11 protein-coding genes are annotated in these 14,492 nt (G+C 63.0%); 8 read left to right on the top strand and 3 right to left on the bottom strand.

What is annotated here, in order from left to right:
- Nucleotides 1-66: 66 nt before the first annotated feature.
- Nucleotides 67-1,767, bottom strand: coding sequence for an NAD+ synthase (locus tag HF916_RS32600; RefSeq protein ID WP_168792969.1), 1,701 nt, complete (start codon nucleotides 1,765-1,767; stop codon nucleotides 67-69).
- A 133-nt stretch (nucleotides 1,768-1,900) separates the two neighbouring features.
- Between HF916_RS32600 and HF916_RS32595 the strand changes: the two genes are divergently transcribed.
- Complete coding sequence (locus HF916_RS32595; RefSeq protein WP_168792968.1) at nucleotides 1,901-3,070, top strand: GNAT family N-acetyltransferase; 1,170 nt, start codon at nucleotides 1,901-1,903, stop codon at nucleotides 3,068-3,070.
- A gap of 9 nt (nucleotides 3,071-3,079) precedes the next feature.
- A complete protein-coding gene (locus HF916_RS32590; RefSeq protein WP_168792967.1) occupies nucleotides 3,080-3,409 on the top strand; it encodes a GIY-YIG nuclease family protein in 330 nt (109 codons plus the stop codon).
- Between the two features lie 39 nt (nucleotides 3,410-3,448).
- On the opposite strand, the gene HF916_RS32585 is transcribed toward HF916_RS32590, so the two are convergent.
- On the bottom strand, nucleotides 3,449-5,548 hold the full coding sequence (locus HF916_RS32585) for an FUSC family protein (RefSeq protein ID WP_168792966.1): 2,100 nt from the start codon (nucleotides 5,546-5,548) through the stop codon (nucleotides 3,449-3,451).
- A 272-nt stretch (nucleotides 5,549-5,820) separates the two neighbouring features.
- On the bottom strand, nucleotides 5,821-6,348 hold the full coding sequence (gene ppa, locus HF916_RS32580; RefSeq protein WP_168792965.1) for an inorganic diphosphatase: 528 nt from the start codon (nucleotides 6,346-6,348) through the stop codon (nucleotides 5,821-5,823).
- A gap of 266 nt (nucleotides 6,349-6,614) precedes the next feature.
- Between ppa and HF916_RS32575 the strand changes: the two genes are divergently transcribed.
- From HF916_RS32575 to HF916_RS32550, 6 genes are all read left to right on the top strand, one after another.
- Nucleotides 6,615-8,054 carry an aldehyde dehydrogenase family protein gene (locus HF916_RS32575; protein ID WP_168792964.1) on the top strand — a complete coding sequence of 480 codons (1,440 nt, stop codon included), beginning with the start codon at nucleotides 6,615-6,617 and terminating at the stop codon, nucleotides 8,052-8,054.
- Between the two features lie 51 nt (nucleotides 8,055-8,105).
- Nucleotides 8,106-8,864, top strand: coding sequence for an SDR family oxidoreductase (locus tag HF916_RS32570; RefSeq protein WP_168792963.1), 759 nt, complete (start codon nucleotides 8,106-8,108; stop codon nucleotides 8,862-8,864).
- Nucleotides 8,865-9,019: 155 nt separating this feature from the next.
- The gene (locus HF916_RS32565) at nucleotides 9,020-10,339 is read left to right on the top strand and encodes an MFS transporter (RefSeq protein ID WP_168792962.1); all 1,320 of its coding nucleotides are present in this window, start codon (nucleotides 9,020-9,022) and stop codon (nucleotides 10,337-10,339) included.
- 649 nt (nucleotides 10,340-10,988) lie between these two features.
- Nucleotides 10,989-11,837, top strand: coding sequence for a BBE domain-containing protein (locus tag HF916_RS32560; protein WP_168792961.1), 849 nt, complete (start codon nucleotides 10,989-10,991; stop codon nucleotides 11,835-11,837).
- Nucleotides 11,838-12,355: 518 nt separating this feature from the next.
- Nucleotides 12,356-13,924 carry a flavin monoamine oxidase family protein gene (locus tag HF916_RS32555; RefSeq protein WP_168792960.1) on the top strand — a complete coding sequence of 523 codons (1,569 nt, stop codon included), beginning with the start codon at nucleotides 12,356-12,358 and terminating at the stop codon, nucleotides 13,922-13,924.
- The gene (locus HF916_RS32550) at nucleotides 13,917-14,336 is read left to right on the top strand and encodes a c-type cytochrome (RefSeq protein ID WP_168792959.1); all 420 of its coding nucleotides are present in this window, start codon (nucleotides 13,917-13,919) and stop codon (nucleotides 14,334-14,336) included. The genes HF916_RS32555 and HF916_RS32550 overlap by 8 nt, the downstream gene beginning before the upstream one ends.
- Nucleotides 14,337-14,492 lie beyond the last annotated feature (156 nt).

Here is a 14,492-nt window from a genome sequence, read left to right as displayed (position 1 = left end):
CCGCGCCGGATGCGTTGCGGCAATCCGGCGCGTGCTTCGGGTTAGTCCGCAGTCATTCGCCGCGGCTCACTCCACCGGTTCGGTGTAGCCCGACGTGATCGGATAACGCCAGTCGCGCCCGAACGCGCGATGCGTGACGCGAATGCCGATCGGCGCCTGACGCCGCTTGTATTCGTTGATCTTGATGAGGCGCGTGACGCGTTTGACGTCGTCGACCGCATAGCCTGCGGCGATGATTTCGGCGAGCGAGCGGTCCTCTTCCATGTACATGCGCATGATCGCGTCGAGTACGTCGTATTCCGGCAAGCTGTCCTGATCGGTCTGGTTCTCGCGTAGTTCCGCCGACGGCGCGCGCGTCAGAATCCGTTCGGGAATGACGTCCTGCCTGGCGAAGGTCGTCGCCTGGTTGCGGTAATGGCAGAGCCGGTAGACGAGCGTTTTCGCAATGTCCTTGATGACCGCGAAGCCGCCGGCCATGTCGCCGTACAACGTGCAGTAGCCCACCGCCATTTCGCTTTTGTTGCCGGTAGTCAGCACGATCGAGCCGAACTTGTTCGACAGCGCCATCAGCAAGGTGCCGCGAATGCGCGCCTGAATGTTTTCTTCGGTGGCGTCTTCGGCGCGGCCCGCGAATTCTTCAGCCAGCGAGCTGCGGAACGCGTCGAACATCGGCGCGATCGCGATTTCGTCGTAGCGCACGCCGACGCGGCGGGCCATTTCGGCTGCATCAGTGGTGGAAATGTCCGCCGTGTAGCGCGACGGCATCATCACCGCGCGCACCCGGTCCGCGCCGAGCGCGTCGCATGCGACGGCCAGCACCAGCGCCGAATCCACGCCGCCCGACAGGCCGATCAGCGCGCCCGGGAAACCGTTCTTGTTGATGTAGTCGCGCACGCCTATCACGAGCGCGGCGTAGACCTGCGCCTCGATCGACAATTCCGGTGCGATCGGCGCGGGCAGCGGCTTGCCGTCATCGAATTCGATGATCGCGGTCGCTTCCTCGAACTGCGCCATCTTCGCAACCAGTTCGCCTTGCGCGTCGAGCACGAACGAGCCGCCGTCGAACACCAGTTCGTCCTGCGCGCCGACCATGTTCACATAGACCATCGGCAGTCCGGTCTCGCGAATGCGTGCGCGCAGAATGTCGAAGCGCACCGCTTCCTTGTTCAGGTGATACGGCGACCCGTTCGGAATCAGCACCACTTGCGCGCCCGCCGCCTTCGCCATTTGCGCAGCCGATGCATGCCATGCGTCCTCGCAAATCACCACGCCGTACTTCACGCCGTCCAGGTCGAACACGAACGGCTGCGGGTCGGACGCGAAGTAGCGTTTCTCGTCGAACACCTCGGTGTTGGGCAAATCCTGCTTGCGATAAGTGCCGCGCACTTCTCCGTCGACGATCAGCGAGGCCGCGTTGAAGGTATCGACCGGCGGCACGCCGCGCTCGATCGGCGCGTTTGCATTACCATGGCCGTGCGCCGCGTTGTGCGTGATGTCGCGCAGCGGATGGCCGACGATCACATGCAGGCCGGCAAACGGCTTCAGTTGCGTGGCGAGGTCGGCCAGCGCCGCCGCGCTCGCGGCATAGAACGCGGGACGCAGCAGCAGATCTTCGGGCGGATAGCCGGAGAGCGCGAGTTCAGGCGCGATCAGAAGCTTCGCACCATCGTTGTGCGCGACGCGCGCGGCAGCGACAATCTTCGCGACGTTGCCGGCGAAGTCGCCGACGGTGACATTGATTTGAGCAAGAGCGATTCGGGTCTTCATGGCAGGATCGACAGGCAAGCCGACGTGGCTTGCGAGTACCGCGGCTGGTTAGCTCGACGGAATGGACAAATCGGATAAACGAACGGCGTGGCGCTCAGAGCGCCGCGCCGCTCATTGGGAACAGTCACACAGATTGAACCAGGAACGCTTTGATTATCGCACGGGCATTCTGGCGTCGCCCTCCGAGGTGGACGCCGCCGAATGGAATGCCCTTCTCGCGCAGCAGTCGCAGCCCACGCCGTTTCTGCGGCATGAGTTTCTGAGCGCATTGCATGCGACCCGCTGTGCGGTCGCCGATACCGGCTGGGCGCCGCAATTCGTCACGCTGACCGACCCGCGCACAGACAAGCTCGTGGCCGCCGCACCCGTGTATCTGAAAGGGCATTCGTACGGGGAGTACGTTTTTGACTGGGCCTGGGCGGACGCCTACAAGCGCAACGGCTTGCCGTATTACCCGAAGCTGCTGTGCGGGGTGCCGTTCACGCCGGTGCAAGGCAACCGGTTGTTGTCGGCGGATACGCATGCGCTCAGGCACCTGGCCGCGACGCTGATGGCGTTCGCCGAGCAGGCCGACGTGTCGTCGCTGCATGTGCTGTTTCCCACCGAAACTGAAGCCGACGCGCTCAACGAAATGGGCATGATGCAACGCGAAGGCGTGCAGTTTCATTGGCTGAACGACGGCTATCGCGACTTCGAAGACTTCCTCTCGACGCTCGAACAGAAGAAGCGCAAGAACATTCGCGCCGAGCGTCGTAAAGTGCATGAGGCCGGCGTGACGATGCGCCGGATTCGCGGCGAGGACATTCAGGATGCGGACTGGCGCTTCTTCAGCAAGTGTTATCGGCAGACGTACCGCGAGCACTTTTCGAGTCCGTATCTGAACCTCGATTTCTTCCGCATGATCGGCGCATCGATGCCGGAGAACCTGCTGCTCGTGATCGCCGAATACGAAGGCAAGCCGATCGCGAGTTCGCTGGTGGTGTATCAGCGCGATGCGAAAACCGGCGGCACGCTGTACGGCCGCTACTGGGGCGCGCTCGAACACGTGCCGTGTTTGCACTTCGAGACGGCGTACTACCAGCCGCTCGAATTTTGCATCGAGGAAAAGCTCGGCGCGTTCGAAGGCGGCGCCCAGGGCGAGCACAAGATGGCCCGCGGCTTCCTGCCCACGGTAACGCGCTCGGCGCACTGGCTCGCGCATCCCGCTTTCGCCGATGCCGTCGGCCACTTTCTCGACAACGAAAAGAACAGCATCCATGCGTATGTGGATGAGCTGCGCGAACACAATCCGTTCAAAGGCTGAAGCGCATCCATGGCGTGGTTTCTCTATCTGCTCGAATGCTCGGACGGCAGTGTCTATACCGGCATCGCCGTCGACGTGCAGGCGCGCTTCGACAAACACGTGAGCGGCGAGGGCGCGCGTTATACGCGTTCTCGCAAGCCGGTGCAGGTGCTGGCGTCGTTCGAATTGACGGACCGGTCCACTGCGTCGCGCGCGGAGTATTGGGTGAAGCGGTTGTCGCCGCCTGAAAAGCGTGCGCTTGCGGCCGGCCTGCGCACGCTTGAGTCGGTGATGCCTTTACCTGAGCCTGAAGCGCTTGCCGACGAAGAGCAAGCTGAAGAAAAGCCCGCCACGTCCTGAAAACGCTTGAGCTTCGTTCTTCTTCTCCGCGCCGCCTGGCTATCCCCTCGCCTCGCGCATCCGCTCGTTGAGCAGCCGATGCATTAGCGCAAGCTCGCCCACCGCATCGGCTTCCAGTGAAGTCAGTCCATCTCGCGCGGGGAGCGCAAGGCGCACCGGCCGCAAGGTTCGACTCAACGCGCCGTCGATGTCCGCGCTCACGATCGCAATCCACGCGCCGAGTTCATCGTGCATGTCGCGCCGGTTCGTACTCATCCGCAGTTGCGTGGCGGTGCCGGCCATTCTTCGCAACACGCCCAGCACCGTCAGCGTCACGGTATCGACCATCGAATCCTCGAGCTTTTCAAGGCGAATCCGGCCGATGGCTTCCTCCGCGTTATTGCTGCCCAGACCCGCGGCGCGACGCAAGCGCTCCATCTCCTTCTCGCTGCGGCGAGGCAGTTCCAGCGCGGCTCTCAGATAGGCGAGATTGGCGCGCACCGCTTCGCTCAGATACGCGCGATAGTCGATCTTTTCGCGCGTCGGCCAGAGATAGAACGTGGCCAGCAGCGCCAATACGCAGCCGAGCACGTTGTTGCCGAGCCGCGTAACCGCATAGGTGAATTCGCTGGCGCCCGGCGTCGCGAAGTCGGCGACCAGCACGAAGGTCGGCGTGAGGAACAGCACGAAGAGGCTATAGCTGACGGGTCGCAGCGCCATCGTCGCCATCACCAGCGGAAACACCGCGAGCGAAATGCCGAGCGGCGAATGGATCGCGTAACCGATCGCCGCTGCCAGCACGCCGCCGACGATGCTGCCCGCCGCCCGCTCGATACTGCGCGGCCAGGTTGCGGCAATCGACGGTTGCAGGATCAGCAGCGTCGCCATGGTGGCCCAGTAGCCGAACGGCAGACCGAGCGCGCGGATCACGAGAAAGCCCGTGGTCGTCGTCACGCCGACGCGGGCCGCATGCCGCAAGCCGACGGATTCGACCGACAGGTTCGCCTTGAGCGTGGCCCAGATGCGCGTGAAGAGCCGCGCGGCGCCGTCGCGCCAGCCTTCGGGCTGCGCATGCACCGGCGTGAAGTCGACCAGTTCGAAGTCGGATTTCAGCGTGACGGGTTCCATCAACGCGGTTTCGAGGCGCCGCGCAAAACGCCGCAAACGCAGTTGCAAATCGGCGAGACGCGCCCACTGTGCGTCGTTGGCCGCCGCGCCGATGCCGCGCAGCACGTCGCCCATAACCGTCAGCAGCCGGGCCGCGCGTTGCGCGCGCCATGCGTCGTCGGGCACTCGTTCACATGCGCCGGAGACGGCGATCAGATACGCGAACAACGCTTCGCTGTCGGTCAGCAAGCCGAGCAGCGTGTCGTAGGTTTCGCGGCCGCCCGTTCTCGACGCGGGCACGCGCGCCAGCACTTTACGCGAGCGCTCCAGCGCGGCGCGGGCATCGGCGCGAAATTTCGCGGCATGCGTGGCCCACTCGCCGCGTGCCGCGCGCCGTTCCAGCAAGCGGGCGCTGTCCACTGCGATATCGGCGAGGCGCAGGTAGACGGCGCGCAGCGTCGAGCGGCTCGTGCCGAACGGATGAATGCGCCAGATCGTCAGACTCAGCGCCACGGCAAACAGACATCCGACCAGATAGATGCCGAGAAATGCCATGCCCTGCCGCAGACTGTGCATCGGCCGGTCGACCATCACGACGCATGCAGTGGCCGCGAGAATCGTCACCTGCGACGTGGCCGCGCCCCAGATCCTGCCGAACGCGCCGAGTGTCGTGAATGCCAGCACCGCGAGCGCGGCGAACACGGCCCCTGCTCCGGAAGCGTAAGACGTCAGGCCGCCGCACAGCGTGGACAGCACCGCGAAGCCCATCATCGACGCGAAGCGGGCGCGGTTGGAGCCGCCCGCATCGGCGAGGCAGGTCCAGAACGCGCCGATCGCCGCCCACGCGAACGCCGGTTCGTGCAGCACATTGCCAAGCGCGAGCATGGCCGTCGACGCGCACGCCGCCCTCAAGCCTTCCGACAAACTGGCCTCGCTGGTCGAAAACGACACCATCCATACCGGCCGCTTGCGGTAGATCGCGCTGGCGACGGCATACAGCCAGTTCGACCAGCGTTGCGATGAAGACGACGGGTTGGACTTGCGATTCAGCATCCGAAAGATGGGCTCCAGGGAACGCGGATTGGCGCTACGTCAGCGCAGCGTGCTGGCCGGCGGCAGGCACGCGCATGCAGGTGGCCAATAATACGGGTTTACACGTAGATATAAAAATGGCTTCGGTTCATCCTCTCGATGCACTGTGTCTATGTGTCCACACTCCAAGACTACGCGGCGCGCGCCGGCCTCGTGTTTCGACAAGCCATGAAAAAACCGCGCGGCCTTTGCAGGCTCGCGCGGTTTTCTCTGTCCACCAAGTGTGTCGCAGCTTACTTCTTGTAATTCGCCGCGCCTTCAGTGATTTCCTTGTGTGCGGCTTCGATGCCCGCCCAGCCGTCGACCTTCACCCACTTGCCCTTTTCGAGCGCCTTGTATTGCTCGAAGAAGTGCTTGATCTGGTCTTTCAGGTACGCCGGGACGTCGTCGATCGACTTCAGGTCGGCGGTCATCGGGCAGACCTTGTCGTGCGCGACGGCGACCAGCTTCGCGTCGACGCCGGATTCGTCGGTCATTTGCAGCATGCCGAGTGCGCGGGCACGAATCACCGAGCCAGCCAGCAGCGGGAACGGCGTGATCACCAGCACGTCGACCGGATCGCCATCGCCCGACAGGGTTTGCGGAATGTAGCCGTAATTCGCCGGATAGCGCATGCCCGTGCTGATGAAACGGTCGACGTGGAGCAGGCCCGTTTCCTTATCAGCCTCGTACTTCACCGGGTCGCTTTGCGCCGGGATTTCGATGATGACGTTGAAATCTTGCGGAAGGTCTTTGCCTGCGGGGACGTGATTGAAGCTCATGAGCGCTCTCTGATCAGGATGGAATTCGGAACACGGCGTGCGGCGCGGACACTCGAACGGCATGCATCGTGCAACTCGCCTCGAGCACTGGCGCTGCGGCCGGACAGTGCGGAATACGCCATTATAGCCAATCGGCCGATGGCATCCCTCGTTGGATCGGCGCGATAATCATCTGGCGTCTCTCGATTGTGCCTCTCGATTGTGCCTCTCGTTTGTGAACACCACGTAACCGCACCGCGGCCCACGTGATACCTCAAGGAGCATGCATGGAAGAAGCCCGACACTTCATCGGCGGCGAGTGGTCCGCCGCATCAGGCGGCGAAACGATCGCCGTGCTCGATCCCTCGGACGGCCAGCCGTTCACCCAGTTGGCACGCGGCACCGCAGCGGATATCGACGCCGCCGTGCACGCCGCGCGCCGCGCCTTCGAAGGCGCGTGGGGCCAGGCAAGCGCCGCCGAACGCGGCCGCGTGTTGTATCGGCTGTCCATGCTGGTCGCCGCGCGGCAGGAAGAACTCGCCCTTCTCGAAGCCCGCGACACCGGCAAGCCGCTCAAGCAGGCGCGTGCCGATTCAGCCGCCCTCGTCCGCTACTTCGAGTTCTACGCCGGCGCGGCGGACAAGCTGCACGGCGAGACGCTGCCTTACCAGACAGGCTACACGGTGCTGACGATTCGCGAGCCGCACGGCGTGACCGGCCATATCGTGCCGTGGAATTACCCCATGCAGATTTTCGGCCGCAGCGTGGGCGCGGCGCTCGCTACCGGCAATGCATGCGTGGTCAAACCGGCCGAGGATGCCTGCCTGTCCGTGCTGCGCGTCGCCGAACTGGCAGCCGAGGCGGGTTTGCCTGCCGGCGCGCTGAATATCGTCACCGGCTATGGGCATGAAGCGGGCGCGGCGCTCGCGCGTCATCCGGGCATCGATCATATTTCGTTCACCGGGTCGCCGGAAACCGGCAAGCTCGTCACGCAAATGGCGGCCGAGAATCACGTGCCGGTCACGCTGGAACTCGGTGGCAAGTCGCCGCAAATCGTTTTCGCCGACGCCGACCTCGACGCGGCGCTGCCCGTACTGGTCTCGGCGATCGTGCAGAACGCAGGGCAGACTTGCTCGGCGGGTAGCCGCGTGCTGATCGACCGGGCCATTTACGAACCTTTGCTCGACCGGCTGAGCGGCGCGTTTCACGCATTGCGCGTGGGCCCTTCGCATGCGGATCTCGACTGCGGGCCGCTGATCAACGCGAAACAGCAGCAGCGCGTGTGGGATTTCCTCTCCGACGCGCAACACGACGGCATCGCCATGGCCGCGCACGGCGAAGTGATTCCCGAAGCGCCGGAAACCGGCTTCTATCAGGCGCCGACGCTGCTGCGCGATGTGCCCGCCAGCCATCGCCTCGCGCGCGACGAAGTATTCGGCCCCGTGCTCGCCGCCATGTCCTTCGGCGACGAAGAAGAAGCGCTCGCGCTGGCCAACGGTACGCCATTCGGTTTAGTCGCCGGCATCTGGACACGCGATGGCGCGCGGCAGATGCGGCTCGCGCGCCGCCTGCGCTCCGGCCAGGTGTTCATCAACAACTATGGCGCGGGCGGCGGCGTCGAATTGCCGTTCGGCGGCGTCAAGCATTCGGGCCACGGGCGCGAAAAGGGCTTCGAGGCGCTGTACGGCTTCACGGTGCTGAAAACCATCGCGATCCGGCATGGGTAATCGAAAAGTCAGGCACACGTATCACCATCCACAACAAAGAGCGGAGACATCATGCGGTTGACAGGTAAAACGGCCATCGTCACGGGTGGCGGCTCGGGCTTCGGCGAGGGCATTGCGAAGACCTACGCGCGCGAAGGCGCGAACGTCGTGGTCAACGATCTGAACGGCCCGGCCGCCGAGCGCGTGGCGAGTGAAATCGCGCTGGCCGGCGGCAAGGCGATCGCGGTGGCGGGCAACGTCACCCAGCGCGACGACTGGCAGAAACTGCGCGAAGCCGCGCTCGAAGACTTCGGCAGCGTGCAGATCGTCGTCAACAACGCCGGCACCACGCATCGCAACAAGCCCGTGCTGGAAGTGACGGAAGCCGAATTCGACCGCGTCTATGCGGTGAACGTGAAGAGCATCTACTGGAGCGTGCAGGAATTCGTGCCGTATTTCCGCGAGCAAGGTGGCGGCTGCTTCATCAATATCGCGTCGACGGCCGGCGTGCGGCCGCGCCCCGGACTCGTCTGGTACAACGGCAGCAAGGGCGCGGTGATCATCGCGAGCAAGTCGCTGGCGGTCGAACTCGGCCCGGACCGCATTCGGGTGAACTGCGTGAATCCGGTGATCGGAGAAACGGCGCTGCTGTCCGAATTCATGGGCGTCGAAGATACGCCGGAAAATCGCCAGCGCTTTTTGGCCGGCATCCCGCTCGGGCGTTTCTCGACGCCGCAGGACATCGCCAACGCCGCGCTTTATCTGGCTTCGGATGAGGCGGAGTTCATCACCGGCGTGTGTCTGGAAGTGGACGGCGGGCGCTGCGTGTAGCGCTCGCTGCGTCTCTTGCGCAAGGGCTGCTCGTGCAGCGGCCTTTGCCGAAGTCAGTGTTTTCCCCCGGTATCGATTCGTCATGCAAACCACCCGGCGCGGATAGAATCGATCGACGGCGGTACTTCAATTCCACAAAAAAAGAGGAGACACCTATGGCTAGTCCCGCAGATCCGCTCCACCATTCCGGCGCGGGTGCGCCACCTTCCACCTTCGAAGAGGCGACCTACCGCAAGGTCACCTGGCGGCTCGCGCCGCTGCTGATGCTCTGTTACGTGGTCGCGTATCTGGATCGCGTCAACGTCGGTTTCGCCAAGTTGCAAATGACCACCGACCTCGGGCTGAGCGACGCGGTGTATGGCTTCGGCGCGGGGATTTTCTTTATCGGCTATTTCATCTTCGAAATTCCGAGCAATGTGATCCTGCACAAAGTCGGCGCGCGCGTGTGGATCGCGCGGATCATGGTGTCATGGGGCGTGGTCTCCATGCTGACCATGTTCGTCACCACGCCGACCATGTTCTACTTGATGCGCTTCCTGCTCGGTCTCGCCGAAGCGGGCTTCTTTCCCGGCATCATTCTGTACCTCACCTACTGGTATCCGTCGCACCGGCGCGGCCGCATGACTACGTGGTTCATGACGGCGATCGCGCTGTCGGGTGTGATCGGCGGTCCGGTGTCGGGTTATATCCTGAAGAGCTTCAACGGCCTGAACGGGTGGCATGGCTGGCAGTGGTTGTTTTTGCTCGAAGGGATTCCGTCGGTGATCGTCGGCATCATGGTGTTCGCCATGCTGGACGACCGCATCTCGAAGGCGAAGTGGCTCACCAAGGAAGAGCAGCAATTGCTTGAACGCCACGTCTCCGCCGAAGAAGCCACCAAGCACGACATGCCGATTCGCCAGGTGCTCACGAGCGGCCGCGTGCTGATGCTGAGTCTCACGTATTTCTCGTTCGTGATGGGACTTTACGGCGTGAGCTTCTGGTTGCCGACCATCATTAAGGCGACCGGCGTGACGGATGCGTTCATGATTGGCCTGCTTTCGGCGGTTCCGTTCGCGGCAGCCGTGGTCGCGATGGTGTTCGTGTCGCGCAGCGCGGACCGCAATCGCGAGCGGCGCTGGCACATCGCGCTGCCTGCGTTCGCGGGCGCGATCGGCCTGGTGCTCTCCGTGGTGTGGGCGCACAACACCGTGCTGGCCATGGCGGCGCTCACGCTCGCGACCATGGGCATCCTGACCACCCTGCCGCTGTTCTGGAGTCTGCCGACGGCGATTCTGGCGGGGACGGGCGCCGCGGCGGGCATCGCCATGATCAATTCGATTGGGAATTTGGCGGGTTTTCTCAGCCCGTATGCGGTGGGCTGGCTCAAACAGGCGACAGCCGCGAATGACTCCGGCATGTATATGCTGGCGGCGTCCATGGTGCTCGGCGGTCTGCTGGCGATCAGCGTGCCGGCGAAGATGGTGAATAAGTGAGTGGTTCAGGTGCGGGCCTTGGCGGTGATTCACTGCTGAGGCTTTACGTTGGTGTGCGAAGGAGCGACCAATTCACCGCTGAATACGGCGGTTTCGACAAATGTTGGCCGACTGCTGGGCCAAAGGGGTGAGGCGGTAGTCGGCCAGAAGGAGGCGTTCGCAGTTGGCGAAGCGACGTCTGCTATGCGACCTTATGAAATATTTCTCGTAAGGCCGGTGGATAGTCGATCACTACCGCCTTGTCACTTGTGGGAGTAGCAATAGGGCGGTCGGCGTGCGTCACCCACACGCGTCTGCTCCTCTGCAAAGTTAGGCTACGCCCGATCCACAAGCGTCGTGGGCATTCAAGACCGACGCAGAAGCCAATTCAAGCACGCTGTCTGTCTGGTTTCCTGTCGAATCTATGGATGGCGAAGCGCCAAACGGCTCGCTATCATTGTCGGGCGGGCAGTCAACGCGGCTGCCCCCGCCTTCCATGAGGAGTCGCGGCCATGGACAGAAGAGACCTGCTCCGCTACCTCGCAAGCATACCGCTCCTGTCTATCGTTTTGCCCCGTTTCACGACCTCCGCGCTGGCTGCCAGCACCCCGGCAGCCAAGCCGTTCCGGCGCGTACGGCCATCTGACTCCGCGTGGCCGGGCGCTGCGAGTTGGGAAAAGCTGAGCCAGGAGGTCGGCGGCCGGCTCGTCAAGGTCGAGCCTTTGCTCGCGGCCTGCTTAAATGTTACGGGCAGCACGGACTGGATCAACAACAGGCCCAGGCTGCGTGGCAACCGTTCATCGATTGGATCGACGCTTCGCCGCACGACTTCGCCGTCACCTCGCCATTCGTCGTCCACGCGAGACCCGCGCAAGACTATTGGAGTTGGCAGTACAGGAAAAGGACCGAGCCGGACCTGGTTTTTTTCGACGACCGTCCTGGCGCGCCGGCAAACAACATGTGGTTTGCGGAAGAGAACACCGAACTCGGGGCGTACGTCTACGGCTATGAGTCCTTCTGGCTACCCGCGTTGCTGCTGCAAGAGAGTCGGCAGAGGCGCTTCGCCGACGCCGTGTTCGCCAGCACGCGGCACTGGCCAGTTGCCCTGCATTTCAACAAGGGATTGGCCGGCACCAACGCTGCGGATGTATCCGCAGCGAAGGACACGGCGATGAACCCGGCGGTGCTAACCGCATTCGCATTGGCGATCATTGCCGGCGGGATGCCGGCCGCCTACCCCGGCCTGATGGGCCAGCCGATCGATCTGGCAATCGCGCGCAAAAATGCCGCTGCCATCCGACGGTCCGCCGACGAGTTGCGAAAGGTGGTGCCGAATGCGGGCGCCTACCTGTCGGAGAGCAACTTCTTCGACAGCAACTGGCAACATTCATTCTGGGGAGCTAACTATCCAAGGTTGCACGCCGTCAAGACAAAGTACGATCCCGAAGGCCTTTTCTTCGTTCACCATGGCGTCGGCAGCGAAAAGTGGAGTGCGGACGGCTTCACCAGACCGAGGTGACATGCTGATTGCCGTGAAGCCATGTCGGGGACGCCGGTTCGCCCTAGCCTGCTCCCCTGAAACGGCACAAAGCGGACCTTCGTGGATCGCGTACGACCGTCTCAATCGGGTAGTCTGGCGCCTCCCGTGATCATGCTCCTCGAGCGTCGCGAACGGCGACAGGGCTTGAAGAGCTAACTGTCGGCATCTAACGTGCTCTTTACGACCTCAGGAGACAACCATAGCCAGAATCAGTCTTCGATCAATTGCGCAGCGGCTGGGTCGCAAACGAGCGGCGACTCGCAGCTTTCGACATAAAGCGCATGAGTGTCGACAAGACAAGACAAAGGCCCCAAATCGGAGGACCCTTCCGCTACTCAATACGGTCCGCGCTTACAGTACGCCCAAACGCACCCCCCCAATATACGAATCCAGATGACTCCGGCCTTTACAATCCGGGATGTCATCTGATTTCGTTCACCATCGTTTCTCTCCAGTCGGGGCGCCACGTCCTTATGTCGAGAATGACCGCAAATGCGATGAGCCGCCGGCACCTGCTGACGCTGATCGGCAAGAACCTCGGCGCGGCCGCCATGATGCAAGGCATGGGCACGTTGGGGTTCGCCGCTGCGTCGACCTACGCCGGGCCGCCCAGACTCGACGGCGCGCCCAAAGGAACGCGAATTCTCGTGCTCGGCGCAGGCATGGCCGGCCTCGTCGCGGCCTTTGAGTTGAGGAACGCGGGCTACCACGTGCAGGTGCTGGAGTACAACAACCGCGCAGGTGGTCGGGCCTGGACTGTCAGGGGCGGTGATCGATATACAGAACTCGGCGGTGCCACACAGTACTGCGATTTCGCTGACGGGCTCTATCTGAACCCAGGGCCGTGGCGCATTCCGTATCACCACCAGGGCGTACTCGACTATGCAAAACACCTGAAGGTGTCGCTCGAGCCGTTCATCCAGGTCAATTACAACGCATACCTGCATTCGACGGAGGCTTTCGGTGGCAAGCCGCAACGGTTCCGGGCGGTGCAGACCGACTATCAAGGCTACATCGCCGAGTTGCTTTCCAAAGCAATCCACAAGGATGCACTCGACGATGCGTTGTCAGCCGAAGATGCGCATCTGCTACTCGAATCCCTGCGCCAATGGGGTGCGCTCGGTCGGGATGGCCGTTACGAGGCGGGCCGGCGAAGCAGTGAACGCCGCGGATTCGAGACCGCGCATGGCGGTGGGCTGATGCCCAAGGCCGTGCCGTCGAATCTGCTCCCGCGCGACCCCTTGCTGGCGTCGCGTTTGTGGCAATGGCTCTCGTCTGGAAACGAGCAGGACTTCCAGAGCACCATTTTCCAGCCCGTCGGCGGCATGGACAGGATTGCCCATGCGCTTCACTCGCAGGTCGCGAGCGCCGTAGTGTTCAACGCCAGAGTCACGGCCATCTTGCAGGACGAGCAAGGCGTCACCGTGCGCTATACCGATACGACCACCCGAACCGAACGGAACGCACACGCGGATTGGCTGGTGTGCACCATTCCGCTTTCGATTCTGAGTCAGATCGACATTGCGGTCGGCCCGGCCATGCGCGCCGCGATCGATGCGGTGCCCTACGAGACATCGGTGAAAATCGGCTTGCAATTCGGCCGGCGATTCTGGGAAGAAGACGAGCAGATCTACGGCGGCATCACGCATACCGACCTGCCGATCTCGACGATCGGCTATCCGGCAACCGGTTACGGATCGAGCGGGCCCGCGGTGCTGCTCGGCGCCTACATGTGGGGGCCCGCCAGCTATGAGATGGGTGCGCTGCCTCCTGCGGAACGGATCGCAGTGGCATTGAGCCAGGGCAGCCAGATTCATCCGCAGTACGCGCGCGAGTACCAGAACGGTTTCGCGATGAGCTGGAGCCGATCACCGTTCACGAATGGCTGCTTCGCCGCATGGACGGATGCATTGAGACAAGCGCATTACGCGGATCTCTGTCAGATCGACGGACGGATTGTCCTAGCCGGAGAGCACGCTTCCCATATCCCGGCATGGCAGGAAGGCGCCGTGTTGTCGTCACTGGATGCGATCACCCGGCTGCATCGGAGAATCGTCAATGAATAGGTCGCCGCCGATCTTCAGCGCAATGCTGATCGCCTTGCTGATGGGAGCCGCGACCGTGCCGGCTCAGGCCGTGGCACAGGACGCACTACGCACCTTCACGATTTCGCCGGGCTACCGCTTCACCGAAAAAAGCGGCGAAGCGCTATACAACGCGAGCTGCGCGGGATGCCATATGCCGGATGGAAAAGGCGCACAGGGCGCGGGTCACTACCCGGCGCTCGCTGATAACCCGGCAGTCGAAGCAGCACCCTACGTCATCGTCAATGTACTGCACGGCCGAAAGGCGATGCCATCGTTTGGCGACGCGATGAATGACGATCAGGTCGCTGCTGTCGTCAACTATACGAGGACCCATTTCGGCAATCGGTTTGACGGAAGTGTCACGCCGAGTCAGGTTAGAAGTTTGCGCTGAGTTCACGTGGCATCGCTGTCGATGCGCGGCCTCTTTCGCGCACCCTCCTCCATCGCTTCACGAGACTTATGGCGCGATGTACGCAGGTCTGTTTCGGGGTGAGGCCGCTACGGGTTTCTTTCCCGACGTTCGCACAGGAGCAGCACGAATGTGCGC

The organism is Paraburkholderia aromaticivorans (assembly GCF_012689525.1).
Taxonomy (GTDB): domain Bacteria; phylum Pseudomonadota; class Gammaproteobacteria; order Burkholderiales; family Burkholderiaceae; genus Paraburkholderia; species Paraburkholderia aromaticivorans_A.
This window is presented reverse-complemented; position numbering and strand designations above follow the sequence as displayed.